The organism is Pseudomonas sp. NPDC007930 (assembly GCF_042958985.1).
Taxonomy (GTDB): Bacteria; Pseudomonadota; Gammaproteobacteria; order Pseudomonadales; family Pseudomonadaceae; genus Aquipseudomonas.
Map to the genome: position 1 here is coordinate 98,079 of NZ_JBIBKC010000010.1, position 14,459 is coordinate 112,537.

Genomic DNA, 14,459 nt, shown 5'->3' on the forward strand with positions numbered 1-14,459 from the left:
GGGGCGGGGGTAGAATCACGGGTTTTCCGTACAACCCCGTGGAGTGATGGCATGGCGGACGTAAACAAGGTCGTTCTGGCGTATTCCGGCGGCCTGGACACTTCGGTAATCCTGAAGTGGCTGCAGGACACCTACAACTGCGAAGTGGTGACCTTCACCGCTGACCTCGGCCAGGGCGAAGAGGTCGAGCCGGCCCGCGCCAAGGCCCAGGCAATGGGCGTGAAGGAAGTCTACATCGACGACCTGCGCGAAGAGTTCGTCCGTGACTTCGTGTACCCGATGTTCCGTGCCAACACCGTCTACGAAGGCGAGTACCTGCTCGGCACCTCCATCGCCCGCCCGTTGATCGCCAAGCGCCTGATCGAAATCGCCAACGAAACCGGCGCCGACGCCATTTCCCATGGCGCCACCGGCAAGGGCAACGACCAAGTGCGTTTCGAACTGGGCGCCTACGCGCTCAAGCCGGGCGTGAAGGTCATCGCCCCCTGGCGCGAGTGGGACCTGCTCTCGCGGGAAAAACTGATGGACTACGCTGAAAAGCACGCCATCCCGATCGAGCGCCACGGCAAGAAGAAGTCGCCGTACTCGATGGACGCCAACCTGCTGCACATCTCCTACGAAGGCGGCGTGCTGGAAGACACCTGGACTGAGCACGAAGAAGACATGTGGCGCTGGACCGTCTCCCCGGAGAAGGCCCCCGACACCCCGCGCTACCTCGAGCTGACCTACCGCAACGGTGACATCGTCGCCCTCGACGGCGTTGACATGTCGCCGGCCACCGTACTGGCCACGCTCAACCGCATCGGCGGCGAGAACGGCATCGGCCGCCTCGACATCGTCGAGAACCGCTACGTGGGCATGAAGTCCCGCGGCTGCTACGAAACCCCCGGCGGCACCATCATGCTCAAGGCGCACCGCGCCATCGAGTCGATCACCCTGGACCGCGAAGTCGCTCACCTCAAGGATGAGCTGATGCCGCGTTACGCCAGCCTGATCTACACCGGCTACTGGTGGAGCCCGGAGCGGGTGATGCTGCAACAAATGATCGACGCCTCCCAGGCCAACGTGAACGGCGTGGTGCGCCTGAAGCTGTACAAAGGCAACGTGATCGTGGTCGGCCGCAAGTCCGACGACTCGCTGTTCGACGCCAACATCGCCACCTTCGAAGAAGACGGCGGGGCCTACAACCAGGCCGACGCGGCGGGCTTCATCAAGCTCAACGCACTGCGCATGCGCATTGCCGCCAACAAGGGCCGCTCGTTCCTCTGAGCCCCCTCTGGTAGAAAAAACCCGGCCTTGGCCGGGTTTTTTTATGGCTGTTCATTGGCCGGCGGGGCATCGGGCGGCTGCATGACCACGATCACCGGGCTTTGCCCCGGCACGCCGCCGTGTTGGCGAAGCGCTTCACTGAGCGCGGCCTCATTCAGCCCCGGGGGCGCTTGGGCGGGAGCGCCGGCTTGAGGAGCGGGTGGCTCATAAAGCGCTCGGTGGTTGAAATTCAAGGTCACAAAAAAGAGGGTTACCAGAAACGGTGGGAACCCAATCAGAAACCACACATACACGCGCTTGCTTTCATCATCGAGCAGTGGCAATGACGCCAGCGCGGACGCTTCTATCATCCCTGTGAAAATGGCGATCAGGGCCAATGGGGTTGTGACCGGCGGTTGATTGATCATCTTCGGCCTCCTTGATAAGGCTCGGCTGCCTTGCGGTATAGGGCGTAAGACTAAATTAACCGTGCCTGCAACTCGGATATTTATTTAGCCCTCAAGTGCGGGGCGTAGCCTTTCGCGCTCTTATTTTGTCGCGAATTGGCAGATTGCCGGGCCCGCGGCTTTATGCAAGGATCACTTCATGGATGTGGATGCTTCGGCGGTGAGTGTGTACTAAAAATTATTTCTTATTGTTTATTAGTTGCCACTTCATCAAGAAAATCGGTGCTGAATGTTTCAGCTCTCTTCTATGCGGAAGTTCCATTCTGGGTGTTTTCGTATGGGCGCCCGTCATGATTAAAACAGTGGTAGTACTTATATTATGAACAAAGTCCTTGTCGTCGATGACCATCCGGTCATTCGCCTTGCCGTCAGGATGCTCATGGAGCGCCATGGCTATGACGTAGTGGCCGAAACCGACAACGGTGCCGACGCCCTGCGCCTGGCGCGGGAGCATCAACCTGGCATCGTCATTCTCGACATCTGCATTCCGCGGCTCGATGGCCTGGAGGTAGTCGCCCGCCTCACTGCCGCGGCCGGCTCGCAGTGCCGGGTGCTGGTGCTGACCTCGCAGCCCCCCGGGCACTTTTCCATGCGCTGCATGCAGTCCGGGGCAGCGGGCTATGTGTGCAAGCAGCAAGACCTCACCGAACTGCTGAGCGCGGTCAAGGCGGTATTGTCGGGCTACAGCTATTTTCCCAACCAGGCGCTGCACGCGTTGCGCTCGAGCATGGGCAGCGTCACCGAGATGGACCTGCTCAAGTGCCTGTCACGGCGGGAGATGTCGGTGCTGCAGCAACTGGCGGTGGGCAAGTCGAACAAGGAAATCGCCGAAGGCATGTTCCTTTCGAATAAAACCGTAAGCACCTACAAAACCCGGCTGCTGACCAAGCTCAACGCCAAGTCGCTGGTCGAGCTGATCGACCTGGCGCAGCGTAACGAAATCGTCTAGAGGTCGAAGTCGTAGTCCGCCAGCTGCCGCTGCAGGCGGCGCTCTTCGAGCAGGTTATCGATGGTGCGGCGTTTGCTGAGGTTGGTCTTGGCCGGCTCCACCGGGGCCTCGGCGTCGTCGCTGTCCGAGGGGGTGAAGTCTTCGTCTACATCGATATCGTCTTTATCCGAGCTCATTCGTCACTCCAGGCAAAGGTGCCAATGGCGCACCTTATAGCGACAAATATCACGAGGGTACAAAAGATTTTTTCAATCGCCTTGACACAAAAAAACCGGTGCGATCAATCGTCCGAGGTTTTCGCCTTGTACTCGCAGAGGTCCTCGATCCGGCAACTGCCACAACGTGGCTTGCGCGCTTGGCACACGTAGCGCCCATGCAGGATCAACCAGTGGTGGGCATCGAGCAGGTAAGGCTTGGGCACGAACTTCAGCAAGGCTTTTTCCACCTCCACCACGTTCTTGCCGGGGGCAAGGCGGGTGCGGTTGGCCACCCGGAAAATATGCGTGTCCACGGCCATCGCCAGTTGCCGGAAGGCGGTGTTCAGCACCACGTTGGCGGTTTTGCGGCCAACCCCGGGTAGCGCCTCGAGGGCTTCGCGCTGCTCGGGCACTTCACCGCCGTGCAGCTCCAGCAGCAGGCGGCAGGTTTCGATCACGTTCTTGGCCTTGCTGTTGTACAGGCCTATGGTCTTGATGTACTCGCTCAGGCCCTCCACACCGAGGGCGTGGATCGCCGCCGGGGTGTTGGCCACCGGGTACAGCTTGGCAGTGGCCTTGTTCACCCCCACGTCGGTGGCCTGGGCGGAGAGGATCACCGCGATCAACAGCTCGAACGGGCTGCTGTAGGCCAGTTCGGTCTTGGGCTCGGGGTTGTCTTCATGCAACCGGCGGAAAATTTCCTGGCGCTTGGCGGCGTTCATCGGGAGGGCTCACGGTGGGGGCAGGGCGGCCAGGCGCGCTTCGGCGTCTTGCAGGCCTTTTTCAAGGCTGGCCAACAGGGCGTGTTGCTCGGCGCTGGGGGTGGCGCCAAAGGCTTTTTGCGAGCGGGCCAATTGGGCGCGGCCCATGGCCACGGCGATCTTCGCTTGCTTCAGGGCCTGGTCGCTGCTGGCCGGCGTGGCGGGCTGGGGCAGCGCCGGGCGCGTGGCCCGTTCGGCGCGCCGGCGTTCTTCATCCCGGCGCAGGCGCGCGGCACGCTGCTCGAAGCGCCGCCGGGCGCGCCCGCGGCGCAGTTCACGGGCCTGGTTTGCGGCGGCACTGGGGGCGCTGCCGCCGGTCATGGGCGCCACCTCGGCAGGCACCGGCAGCAGGTCGATGCAATCGACCGGGCAGGGCGCCAGGCACAGGTCGCAGCCGGTGCATTCCTGCACCAGCACGGTGTGCATCAGCTTGGGCGCGCCCACGATGGCGTCGACCGGGCACACCTGGATGCACTTGGTGCAACCGATGCACTCGGCCTCGCGGATGTACGCCACCTGCGCGGGCGCCAGGCCGCGGCCGGTGTCCAGCGGGAGCAGCGGGCGGCCCAGCAACCGCGCCAGCGCGCCAAGGGTTTCTTCGCCGCCGGGCGGGCAACGGTTGATCGGCTCGCCGGCGGCTATGCCTTCGGCGTAGGGCCGGCAGCCGCCGTGGCCGCATTTGCCGCATTGGGTTTGCGGCAGCAGGGCGTCGATGCGCTGGATCAGGGTCATGGTGGTCATCGTGGCTAACGGCCCTTCACCCGGGGCGGCGGCCGCCCCCGGGTGTTGGGCCCCGCGCGGGTTACTTGATTCGCTGCCCCGGCTTGGCGCCGCTGTCGGGGCTGAGCAGGTAGATGTCAGCACCGCCCGGGCCCGCCGCCAGCACCATGCCTTCGGACATCCCGAAGCGCATTTTACGCGGCTTGAGGTTGGCGATCATCATGGTCAGGCGGCCTTCGAGCTCGGCCGGGTTCGGGTAGGCGCTCTTGATCCCGGAGAACACGTTGCGCTGCTCGTCACCCAGGTCGAGGGTCAGTTGCAGCAGCTTGTCGGCACCTTCCACGGCCTGGGCCTTGAGGATTTTCGCCACGCGCAGGTCAACCGCGGCAAAGGCATCGAAGTCGATTTCCGCGGCCAGCGGGTCGGCCAGCAGCTCGCCGTTGCCGGCCGGCGCGCTGGCGGTGGCGGCCAGGCTTTCGCGGGAGGCTTCGACCATGGCTTCGACCTTGGCCGGTTCGATGCGGGTCATCAGCGGCTTGAAGGGGTTCAGCGGGTGGTCGCGCAACAGGCTGCCGACGTCGCTCCACTGCAGTGGTGCCACGTTGAGGAAGGCTTCGGCGTCGCGCGCCAGGCCCGGCAGCACCGGCTTGAGGAAGATCACCAGCAGGCGGAACAGGTTCACCCCGGTGGCGCAGATCGCCTGCACGCGCGCCTGTTGGCCCTCCTGCTTGGCCAGCGCCCACGGTGCCTGGTCGGCGATCCAGGCATTGGCGCGGTCGGCCAGGGCCATGATTTCGCGCATGGCGCGGGCGAAGTCGCGCTGCTCGTAGGCGTCGGCGATCGACGGCGCGGCGGCCAGGAACGCTTCGGTCAGCTCGGGCGCGGCGTTTTCCGCCACCAGCAGGCCGTTGTTGCCCTTGTGGATAAAGCCCGCGCAGCGGCTGGCGATGTTTACGACCTTGCCGACCAGGTCAGAGTTGACCTTCTGCACGAAGTCATCGAGGTTCATGTCGATGTCATCGACGCTGCGGCCCAGCTTGGAGGCGTAGTAGTAGCGCAGGTACTCGGGCGAGAGGTGGTCGAGGTAGGTGCGCGCCTTGATGAAGGTGCCGCGCGACTTCGACATCTTCTGCCCGTTCACGGTGAGGTAACCGTGCACGTTCACCGCCGTGGGTTTACGGAACCCGGCGCCTTCGAGCATGGCCGGCCAGAACAGCGCGTGGAAGTTGACGATGTCCTTGCCGATGAAGTGGTACAGCTCGGCCTTGGAGTCCGCCGCCCAGAAGGCGTCGAAATCCAGCCCCGGGCGCTTGGCGCAGAGGTTCTTGAAGCTGGCCATGTAGCCGACCGGCGCATCGAGCCACACGTAGAAGTACTTGCCCGGCGCATCGGGGATTTCAAAGCCGAAGTACGGCGCGTCGCGGGAGATGTCCCACTCCTGCAGGCCGCTGTCGAGCCACTCGGCGAGCTTGTTGGCCACCGCTTCGTGCAGGGTGCCGCTGCGGGTCCATTGCTCGAGCATCTGCTGGAACGCCGGCAGGCGGAAGAAGAAGTGCTCGGAATCACGCAACACCGGGGTGGCGCCAGACACCGCCGAGCGCGGGTTCTTCAGCTCGGTGGGGGCGTAGGTAGCGCCGCATTTTTCGCAGTTGTCGCCGTATTGGTCCTCGGCCGCGCACTTGGGGCAGGTGCCCTTGATGAAACGGTCGGCCAGGAACATGTTTTTTTCCGGGTCGAAGTACTGCGTGACCGAACGGGTAGAAATGTACCCGGCGGCGCGCAGGCGCCCGTAGATCTCGCTCGACAGCGCGCGGTTCTCTTCGGAGTGGGTGGAGTAGTAGTTGTCGAACTCCACGCCAAAATCGGCGAAGTCGGTGCTGTGTTCCGCCCAGACGCCGTCGATCAGCGCCTCGGGGGTGATGCCGCGTTTTTCCGCCAGCAGCATGATCGCCGAGCCGTGGGTGTCGTCGGCGCACACGTAGTAGCACTGGTTGCCGCGCATTTTCTGGAAGCGCACCCACATGTCGGTCTGGATGTACTCGACCATGTGGCCAAGGTGGATCGAACCGTTGGCATAGGGCAGGGCGCTGGTAACGAGAATCTGGCGGGGCTCGGACATGGTGTTCGGCTACTGTCGTGTGGAACGGGGACCGACAACTATATAGCCCCGGCAGTTTTTTTTCACCCCATGGGGGCAGGCGCGTGGCGGCTTTGGCGGTAGCATAGGCGGCTATTCGTTTTTCAGTTGCCAGGAGAGTCCATGAGCGCCGTTACCCGGGCCGCGGTTGAAGCCGTGCTTCGCCAGTACACCGACCCCTACCTGAACCAGAACCCGGTCAGCGCCGGTTGCGTGGAGCACATCGAGGTGCAGGGCGGGCAGGTCACCGTGGCCCTGCGCCTGGGCTACGCCGCCGGGCTGTTCCAAGGCGGCTGGGCACACACGCTGGAAGCCGCTTTGCAGGGCCTGGAGGGGGTCACCGCGGCGAAGGTCACGGTGCGCAGCGAAATCACCGCGCACAAGGCCCAGGCCCAGGTGCCGGCGATGGCCAACGTGAAGAACATCATCGCCGTGGCCTCGGGCAAGGGCGGCGTGGGCAAGTCGACCACCGCCGCCAACCTGGCCCTGGCGCTGGCCCGCGAGGGCGCCCGGGTGGGTATCCTCGATGCCGACATCTATGGCCCCAGCCAGGGCATCATGTTCGGCATCGCCGAGGGTACCCGCCCGCAGGTCAAGGAGCAGAAGTGGTTCGTGCCGCTGCGCGCCCATGGCGTGGAGGTGATGTCGATGGCCTTCCTCACCGACGACAACACCCCGGTGGTGTGGCGCGGGCCGATGGTCTCCGGGGCGTTGCTGCAGTTGATTACCCAAACCGCCTGGGACAACCTCGACTACCTGGTGATCGACATGCCGCCAGGCACCGGCGACATCCAACTGACCCTGGCGCAAAAGGTCCCGGTGGCCGGCGCGGTGGTGGTCACCACCCCGCAAGACCTCGCCTTGCTCGATGCGCGCAAGGGCGTGGAGATGTTCCGCAAGGTCAACATTCCGGTGCTGGGCGTGGTGGAGAACATGGCCGTGCACCTGTGCTCGAACTGCGGCCATGCCGAGCACCTGTTCGGTGAAGGCGGCGGCGAGAAACTCGCCGCCCAGTATGGCGTTGGCCTGCTCGCTTCGTTGCCGCTGGCGATGGAGATCCGCGAACAGGCCGACGGCGGCCGGCCCACGGCGATCGCCGACCCCAGCAGCCCGATTGCCCTGATCTACCAGCAACTGGCCCGCCAGGTGGGCGCGCAGATCGCCCTGCAGGCCGCGGCCGCGCCGGCGATGCCGAGCATTACCGAGAGTGATGACTAACCCTTGAGAGGGCCAAAACGACCGCCTTCGGGCGGTTTTTTTTGCTACACATTCAGAATAAAAATTCTAAATAAAAAATTTATGGAAAAATTGTTGATGGAATCCTCGCCACGATCTAGCCTCATCACACGCCTTCCATAACAAGAACCAAGGAACGCCCATGCACGCATCCCCGGTCAGCATCGGCATCAACCCGATCTCCTGGAGTAACGACGACATCCCCTCGCTGGGCGGCGAAACGCCGTTGGCCACGGCCCTGAGCGAAGGCACTGAAATCGGCTACGAAGGGTTCGAACTCAACAGTAAATTCCCCCGCGACCCACAAGCCCTCGGCGCGCTGCTCGGTGGCTATGGCCTGCGCCTGGTCTCGGGCTGGTATTCCGGCCAGTTGGCCAGCCGCTCGGTCGAGGCAGAAATCGCCGCGGTCGGCCCGCACCTGGAGCTGCTGGCCCGCAACGGCGCCACGGTGATGGTCTACGGCGAGGTCGCCGGCTCCATCCAGGGCCAGCGCCGGCCGCTGATCGAACGCCCGCGCTTCGCCAGCCTCGAGCAGTGGCGTGGCTACGCCGCCAAGCTCGACGCGTTCGCCGAATACACCGCCGCGCGCGGGGTCAAGCTGGCCTACCACCACCACATGGGCGCTTATGTTGAATCCCCCGAAGACATCGACCAGTTGATGGCCCTGACCGGGCCGCAAGTGGGCCTGCTGTTCGACTCCGGCCACTGCTACATGGGCGGGGGAGACCCCCTCGCGGTGCTGCAGCGCCACGCGCGGCGGGTGTGCCATGTGCACTTCAAGGACGTGCGTGCCGCGGTGGTGCAGCGCGCCCGTAACGAAAAGTGGAGCTTCCCCGACTGCATCGTCAACGGCACCTTCACCGTGCCCGGTGATGGCGCGCTGAACTTCACCGCGCTGCTGGCGGTGCTCTACGCCCACGATTACCACGGTTGGCTGGTGGTCGAGGCCGAGCAGGACCCCGCCGTCGCGCCCAGTTACGAATACGCCAAAAAAGGCTACGACCACCTGCGCCAACTGGTGGCCGATGCCAACGCCCAGCGCGCCCGCGCCACGGCCTGACCCTAAAGGAGCGCAAAGATGACCTTGAGATTCGCCGTGATCGGCACCGGCGCCATCGGCCGTGAACACATCCGCCGCTGCAGCCACACCCTGGTGGGGGCCAGCGTGGTCGCCGTGAACGACATCGACCCGGCCGCTGCCGCCCGCGCGGTCGACCAGTTGCAGATCGACGCCACGGTCTACGAAGACCCACACGCGCTGATCCGCGCCGCCAACGTCGACGCCGTGCTGGTCACCTCCTGGGGCCCCAGCCATGAGGAATTCGTGCTCGCCTGCATCGCCGCCGGCAAGCCGGTGTTCTGCGAAAAACCCCTGGCCACCACCGCCGAAGCCTGCCGGCGCATCGTCGAGGCCGAGGTCGCCCACGGCAAGCGCCTGGTGCAGGTTGGCTTCATGCGCTCGTTCGACGAGGGCTTCCGCCAGCTCAAGCAAGTGATCGATGCCGGCCAGATCGGCGCCCCGCTGATGGTCCACGCGATCCACCGCAACCCCCAGCCGGCGCCCAATTACCAGACCAGCATGGGCATCACCGACACCTTGATCCACGAACTCGACGGCCTGCGCTGGCTGCTCGAAGACGACTACAAAAGCGTGCAGGTGGTGTTCCCGCGCAGCAGCAGCCAAGCCGCCGCCGGCACCCGTGACCCGCAAATCATCTTGCTCGAAACCCGCCAGGGCATCCGCATCGACGTCGAAGTGTTCGTCAACTGCCGCTACGGCTACGACGTGCAGTGCCAGGTGGTCGGTGAAACCGGCGTGGCCGCGCTGCCCGAGCCTGCCGCAGTCAGCCTGCGCAGCCAGGCGCGGTTCAGCACGCCGATCCTCACCGACTGGAAAGACCGCTTCATCGCCGCCTACGACGTCGAGCTGCAGTTTTTCATCGACGCGCTGCGCCGTGGCGAGGTGCAGGGCCCTTCGGCTTGGGATGGCTACGCCGCCGCGGTGGCCGCCGACGCCTGCGTCAAGGCCCAGGCCAGCGGCGCCATCGAGCCGGTCGAGCTGCCAGAGCGCCCGGCCTTCTACAACCCCCATTAAAGGCGGTGGGCCGCTGCCCACCCCCGGCTGAACAAGGAGAACAAGAACATGCCGATTGCCTACTCCTCCCCCCACGCCAGCGCGCCGCTGGCGCCCAACCCGCCACCGGCCGGGCCCTGCCTGCTGGAAATCCGCGGGGTGAGCAAACGCTTCCCCGGCGTGGTTGCCCTCGATGACGTACAACTGAAGGTGCAGCCCGGCTCGGTGCTGGCGCTGATGGGCGAGAACGGCGCGGGCAAATCGACGTTGATGAAGATCATCGCCGGCATCCACCAGCCCGACGCCGGGGAGATCCTCCTGCGCGGCGAGCCGGTGACCTTCGCCCAGCCGCTCGACGCGCTCAAGGCCGGGGTAGCGATGATCCACCAGGAACTGAACCTGATGCCGTTCATGACCATCGCCGAGAACATCTGGCTGGGCCGCGAACCGCTCAACGCCCTGCACATGGTCGACCATGCCGGCATGTACCGCGCCACCGAACAACTGCTCACGCGGCTGCGCATCGACCTCTCGCCAGACGAAACCGTCGGCAGCCTGAGCATCGCCGAGCGGCAGATGGTCGAGATCGCCAAGGCGGTGTCTTACGATTCGGCGATCCTGATCATGGACGAACCCACCTCGGCAATCACCGAGCGCGAGGTGGCCCACCTGTTCGCCATCATTGGCGACCTCAAGGCCCAGGGCAAAGGCATCGTCTACATCACCCACAAGATGGACGAAGTGTTCGCCATCGCCGATGAAGTGGCGGTGTTTCGTGACGGCAAGTTCGTCGGCAGCCAGCACGCCAGCGAGATGAACAGCCACAGCCTGATCACCATGATGGTCGGCCGCGAGCTCAACCAGTTGTTCCCCGAACGCACCCCGGTGCGCGAAGAGGTGGTGCTGAAGGTCGAGGGCCTGGCCTTGGCCGGGGTGTTCGAGGGCGTGAGCTTCGAACTGCGCGCCGGTGAAATCCTCGGCGTTGCCGGGCTGATGGGCTCGGGGCGCACCAACGTGGTCGAAACCCTGTTCGGCATCACCCCGGCCACCGCTGGCAAGGTTTGGCTCAAGGGTGAGCAAGTGGCCTTCACCGAGCCACGCCAAGCCATTGGCCGCGGCCTGGCGCTGCTCACCGAAGACCGCAAGGACACCGGCATCTTCCCCTGCCTGTCGGTGCTCGAGAACATGGAAGTGGCGGTGCTCTCGCAGTACGCCGGCAAGGGCTTCGTGCAGCAAAAAACCTTACGCGGGCTGTGCGAAGACATGTGCCGCAAGCTACGGGTGAAAACCCCGGACCTGGAGCAGTGCATCGCCAACCTCTCCGGTGGCAACCAGCAAAAGGCCCTGCTGGCGCGCTGGCTGATGACCAAGCCCAAGGTGCTGATCCTCGACGAGCCCACCCGTGGCGTAGACGTCGGCGCCAAGGCCGAGATCTACCGGCTGATCGCCTTTCTCGCCAGCGAAGGCATGGCGGTGATCATGATCAGCTCCGAGCTGCCCGAAGTGCTTGGCCTGGCCGACCGCGTGCTGGTGATGCACGAAGGCCACGCCATGGGCACCCTGCCGCGTGGGCAGGCGACCCAGGAAAGCATCATGCACCTGGCCTCGGGCCTGCACACCACCCACTGACCCGTTCCGCCCAGAGGGATAATAAAAATGACAGTCCTTTCGGAAAACAACCTCGCCCCGGCCCGCCCCAGAACCCGCCGGCGCCTGCCCACTGAAGTCGGCATCCTGCTGGTGCTGGTCGGCATCGGCCTGGTGTTCGAACTGTGCGGCTGGATGATGCGCGACCAAAGCTTCCTGATGAACTCCCAGCGCCTGGTGCTGATGATCCTGCAGGTGTCGATCATCGGCCTGATCGCCATTGGCGTGACCCAGGTGATCATCACCACCGGCATCGACCTCAGTTCGGGCTCGGTGCTGGCGTTGTCGGCGATGGTCGCCGCCAGCCTGGCGCAGGGCTCCGACTACACCCGCGCGGTGTTCCCCTCGCTGACCGACCTGCCGATGTGGGTGCCGCTGATGGCGGGGCTGGCGGTGGGGCTGTTGGCCGGCGCGGTGAACGGCAGCCTGATCGCCATGACCGGCATCCCACCGTTCATCGCCACCCTGGGGATGATGGTCTCGGCCCGCGGCCTGGCGCGCTTCTACACCGAAGGCCAGCCGATCAGCATGCTCTCGGACAGCTACACCGCCATTGGCAGTGGCGCCATGCCGGTGCTGATCTTCCTCGGCGTGGCGGCGGTGTTCCATGTGGCGCTGCGCTACACCAAGTACGGCAAGTACACCTACGCCATCGGCGGCAACATGCAGGCCGCGCGCATCAGCGGGATCAACGTCAAGCGCCATTTGATCATCGTCTACAGCATCGCCGGGTTGCTCGCCGGGCTGGCCGGGGTGGTCGCGTCGGCGCGCGCCGCCAGCGGCCAGGCCGGGATGGGCGTGAGCTATGAGCTGGACGCCATCGCCGCCGCGGTGATCGGTGGCACCAGCCTGGCCGGCGGGGTAGGGCGCATCACCGGCACGGTGATCGGCGCGCTGATCCTCGGGGTGATGGCCAGCGGCTTTACCTTCCTGGGGGTAGACGCCTACATCCAGGACATCATCAAGGGGCTGATCATCGTAGCCGCGGTGATCATCGACCAGTACCGCAGCAAGCGCAAAATCAAACGCTGAGCGTCAGGAGGCGACCATGCAAACGATTGGACTGGGCCTGATTGGCACCGGCTTCATGGGGCGCGCCCACGCCCTGGCATTCCACAATGCCCAGGCGGCCTTCGACCTGCCGCTGGCGGTGCGGCCGCTGCTGGTAGCCGACGCCAACCCGGCCAAGGCCCGCGACTGCGCGCAGGCCTGGGGCTTCGAGGGTGCCGCCGAGAGCTGGCAGGCGTTGGTGGCAGACCCGCGCATTGGCCTGGTGGCGATCACCACGCCAAACCTGCTGCACCACCCCATGGCCTTGGCGGCGCTGGCCGCGGGCAAGGCGGTGTACTGCGAAAAACCCCTGGCCACCACCTTCGCCGAGGCCACGGCCATGCGCGATGCCGCCCGCGCCGCCGGGGTGGTGACCCGGGTGGGCTACAACTACCAGCAAAACCCCACCCTGTTGCTGGCCCAGCAATTGATCGCCAGCGGCGAGCTGGGCGAGATCACCGGCTTTACCGGCGACTTCAGTGAAGACTTCATGGCCGACCCGGCCGGCGCCTTCACCTGGCGCTGCCTGGCCGAGCAGGGCGGCGGCGCCCTGGCGGACCTCGGCAGCCACCTGCTGGCCCTGACCCGCCTGCTGCTCGGCGATGTCGCCGCGGTGTGCGCCGACCTGCACCACTGCCACCGCCAGCGCCCGGCCGAGGGCGGTGGCACGCGGGCTGTGGAGGTCGACGACCAGGCCCATGTGCTGGTGCGCCTGGCCAATGGCGCGCGCGGCACCCTCGGCACCAGTTGGCTGCGCCATGGGCGCAAGAACCGCCTGGCGTTCGAGGTCAACGGCACCCGCGGCACGCTGTGTTACGACCAGGAGCGGCTCAACGAACTGCGGCTGTTTCGCGCCCAACCCGGGCAGCTACTGCAAGGCTTCCAAACCCTGCTGGCCGGGCCGCACCTGCCGGCCTACGCGGCGTTCTGCCCGGCCGCCGGGCACCAACTGGGCTACAACGAGCTGAAAACCCTCGAGGTGCGCGGGCTGATCGAAGCCCTGGCCGGGCGCGCCGCGCCGGGGGTGGATTTCGAAGAAGCCTGGCAGATCGAACGCCTCGGCGCGGCGTGCCGTACCTCGGCCGCCGAGCAGCGTTGGGTCACCCTCTAACCCCATTGAATACGTACAAGGAGTGCACGGCATGGCTGATTTGTCTTCCTTGCAAGGCCAATACTTCGTGGTCACCGGCAGCACCCAGGGTTTGGGCGCAACGGTGGCCCACCTGCTCGCCGAACGCGGCGCCGCCGGCCTGGTGATCTGCGGGCGCAGCCGCGGCAAGGGCGAGCAACAGGCGCGGCAACTGGCCGAGCTGGGTACCCAGGCGCACTTTGTCGAGGCTGACATGGAGCGGGTGGAGGATTGCCGCGCGGTGATCGCCGCCGCCGAGCGCCATTTCGGCACCCTGCACGGGCTGGTGAACTGCGCCGGCATGAGTGACCGCGGCAGCATCGTCGACACCTCGCCCGAGCTGTTCGACCGGATCATGGCGGTCAACGTGCGCGCGCCGTTCTTCCTCACCCAGGAGGCGATCAAGCTGATGCTGCGCACCGGCGTGGCCGGCTCGATCGTCAATATCATCAGCGTCACCGGCCACGGTGGGCAGTCTTTCCTGTGCGCCTACGCGGCCTCCAAGGGCGCGTTGCAGATCCTCACCCGCAACGTGGCGTTCAGCGCGCTGCGCGACCGGATCCGCGTGAACGGGCTGAACATCGGCTGGATGAACACCCCCCATGAGGACGAAATCCAGCGCCAGTACCACGGCGCCGAACCCGGCTGGCTGGCCAAGGCCGCCGCCGAACAGCCCTTCGGGCGCCTGTTGGAGCCGGCCGAAGTGGCCCGCGCCGTGGCGTTCTTGCTGAGCGCAGAGTCCGGCCTGATGACCGGCGCCTTGATCGACCTGGACCAGAGCGTGATCGGCTGCAGCGATGCCGCGCCGCGCCCGGCCACTGCCCTGCCACGTTGAAGGAGGCCA

At 65.5% G+C, this 14,459-nt stretch carries 13 protein-coding genes and 1 pseudogene; 9 read left to right on the plus strand and 5 right to left on the minus strand.

All coding sequences use genetic code 11. The features are described 5' to 3' along the window. Positions 1-51 precede the first annotated feature (51 nt). Positions 52-1,269: an argininosuccinate synthase gene (locus tag ACFZCE_RS19620; RefSeq protein ID WP_390942050.1), complete on the plus strand. Its 1,218-nt coding sequence runs from the start codon at positions 52-54 to the stop codon at positions 1,267-1,269. Between the two features lie 41 nt (positions 1,270-1,310). Here ACFZCE_RS19620 and ACFZCE_RS19625 read toward each other — a convergent pair whose 3' ends face one another. Then, positions 1,311-1,676: a hypothetical protein gene (locus ACFZCE_RS19625; RefSeq protein ID WP_390942052.1), complete on the minus strand. Its 366-nt coding sequence runs from the start codon at positions 1,674-1,676 to the stop codon at positions 1,311-1,313. Between the two features lie 358 nt (positions 1,677-2,034). Between ACFZCE_RS19625 and ACFZCE_RS19630 the strand changes: the two genes are divergently transcribed. Next, on the plus strand, positions 2,035-2,664 hold the full coding sequence (locus ACFZCE_RS19630) for a response regulator (protein ID WP_390942054.1): 630 nt from the start codon (positions 2,035-2,037) through the stop codon (positions 2,662-2,664). Here ACFZCE_RS19630 and ACFZCE_RS19635 read toward each other — a convergent pair. The 4 genes and pseudogenes from ACFZCE_RS19635 to metG all read right to left on the minus strand — a co-directional run bounded on the left by ACFZCE_RS19635 (position 2,661) and on the right by metG (position 6,461). Then, positions 2,661-2,840: a PA3496 family putative envelope integrity protein gene (locus ACFZCE_RS19635; protein WP_390942056.1), complete on the minus strand. Its 180-nt coding sequence runs from the start codon at positions 2,838-2,840 to the stop codon at positions 2,661-2,663. The genes ACFZCE_RS19630 and ACFZCE_RS19635 overlap by 4 nt on opposite strands. 104 nt (positions 2,841-2,944) lie before the next feature. Continuing rightward, complete coding sequence (nth, locus tag ACFZCE_RS19640; RefSeq protein WP_390942058.1) at positions 2,945-3,583, minus strand: endonuclease III; 639 nt, start codon at positions 3,581-3,583, stop codon at positions 2,945-2,947. A gap of 21 nt (positions 3,584-3,604) precedes the next feature. Continuing rightward, positions 3,605-4,354: pseudogene (locus ACFZCE_RS19645) on the minus strand (RnfABCDGE type electron transport complex subunit B); the annotation flags it as partial. A gap of 70 nt (positions 4,355-4,424) precedes the next feature. Then, the gene (metG, locus tag ACFZCE_RS19650; RefSeq protein WP_390942060.1) at positions 4,425-6,461 is read right to left on the minus strand and encodes a methionine--tRNA ligase; all 2,037 of its coding nucleotides are present in this window, start codon (positions 6,459-6,461) and stop codon (positions 4,425-4,427) included. 141 nt (positions 6,462-6,602) lie between these two features. On the opposite strand from metG, the gene apbC reads away from it, so the two are divergent. From apbC to ACFZCE_RS19685, 7 genes are all read left to right on the plus strand, one after another. Next, positions 6,603-7,697: an iron-sulfur cluster carrier protein ApbC gene (gene apbC, locus ACFZCE_RS19655; protein ID WP_390942062.1), complete on the plus strand. Its 1,095-nt coding sequence runs from the start codon at positions 6,603-6,605 to the stop codon at positions 7,695-7,697. A gap of 160 nt (positions 7,698-7,857) precedes the next feature. Then, positions 7,858-8,775 carry a myo-inosose-2 dehydratase gene (gene iolE, locus ACFZCE_RS19660; RefSeq protein ID WP_390942064.1) on the plus strand — a complete coding sequence of 306 codons (918 nt, stop codon included), beginning with the start codon at positions 7,858-7,860 and terminating at the stop codon, positions 8,773-8,775. An 18-nt stretch (positions 8,776-8,793) separates the two neighbouring features. Next, a complete protein-coding gene (locus tag ACFZCE_RS19665) occupies positions 8,794-9,810 on the plus strand; it encodes a Gfo/Idh/MocA family oxidoreductase (RefSeq protein ID WP_390942066.1) in 1,017 nt (338 codons plus the stop codon). Between the two features lie 48 nt (positions 9,811-9,858). After that, the gene (locus ACFZCE_RS19670; protein ID WP_390942068.1) at positions 9,859-11,418 is read left to right on the plus strand and encodes an ATP-binding cassette domain-containing protein; all 1,560 of its coding nucleotides are present in this window, start codon (positions 9,859-9,861) and stop codon (positions 11,416-11,418) included. 27 nt (positions 11,419-11,445) lie between these two features. Beyond that, complete coding sequence (locus tag ACFZCE_RS19675) at positions 11,446-12,468, plus strand: ABC transporter permease (protein ID WP_390942070.1); 1,023 nt, start codon at positions 11,446-11,448, stop codon at positions 12,466-12,468. A 16-nt stretch (positions 12,469-12,484) separates the two neighbouring features. Further along, a complete protein-coding gene (locus ACFZCE_RS19680) occupies positions 12,485-13,597 on the plus strand; it encodes a Gfo/Idh/MocA family oxidoreductase (protein WP_390942072.1) in 1,113 nt (370 codons plus the stop codon). A gap of 31 nt (positions 13,598-13,628) precedes the next feature. After that, a complete protein-coding gene (locus ACFZCE_RS19685; protein ID WP_390942074.1) occupies positions 13,629-14,450 on the plus strand; it encodes an oxidoreductase in 822 nt (273 codons plus the stop codon). Positions 14,451-14,459 lie beyond the last annotated feature (9 nt).

Coding starts and splice junctions, on each gene's coding strand:
- ACFZCE_RS19620 (WP_390942050.1), top strand. CDS start 52: ATGGCGGACGTAAACAAGGTCGTTCTGGCGTATTCCGGCGGCCTGGAC.
- ACFZCE_RS19625 (WP_390942052.1), bottom strand. CDS start 1,676: ATGATCAATCAACCGCCGGTCACAACCCCATTGGCCCTGATCGCCATT.
- ACFZCE_RS19630 (WP_390942054.1), top strand. CDS start 2,035: ATGAACAAAGTCCTTGTCGTCGATGACCATCCGGTCATTCGCCTTGCC.
- ACFZCE_RS19635 (WP_390942056.1), bottom strand. CDS start 2,840: ATGAGCTCGGATAAAGACGATATCGATGTAGACGAAGACTTCACCCCC.
- nth (WP_390942058.1), bottom strand. CDS start 3,583: ATGAACGCCGCCAAGCGCCAGGAAATTTTCCGCCGGTTGCATGAAGAC.
- metG (WP_390942060.1), bottom strand. CDS start 6,461: ATGTCCGAGCCCCGCCAGATTCTCGTTACCAGCGCCCTGCCCTATGCC.
- apbC (WP_390942062.1), top strand. CDS start 6,603: ATGAGCGCCGTTACCCGGGCCGCGGTTGAAGCCGTGCTTCGCCAGTAC.
- iolE (WP_390942064.1), top strand. CDS start 7,858: ATGCACGCATCCCCGGTCAGCATCGGCATCAACCCGATCTCCTGGAGT.
- ACFZCE_RS19665 (WP_390942066.1), top strand. CDS start 8,794: ATGACCTTGAGATTCGCCGTGATCGGCACCGGCGCCATCGGCCGTGAA.
- ACFZCE_RS19670 (WP_390942068.1), top strand. CDS start 9,859: ATGCCGATTGCCTACTCCTCCCCCCACGCCAGCGCGCCGCTGGCGCCC.
- ACFZCE_RS19675 (WP_390942070.1), top strand. CDS start 11,446: ATGACAGTCCTTTCGGAAAACAACCTCGCCCCGGCCCGCCCCAGAACC.
- ACFZCE_RS19680 (WP_390942072.1), top strand. CDS start 12,485: ATGCAAACGATTGGACTGGGCCTGATTGGCACCGGCTTCATGGGGCGC.
- ACFZCE_RS19685 (WP_390942074.1), top strand. CDS start 13,629: ATGGCTGATTTGTCTTCCTTGCAAGGCCAATACTTCGTGGTCACCGGC.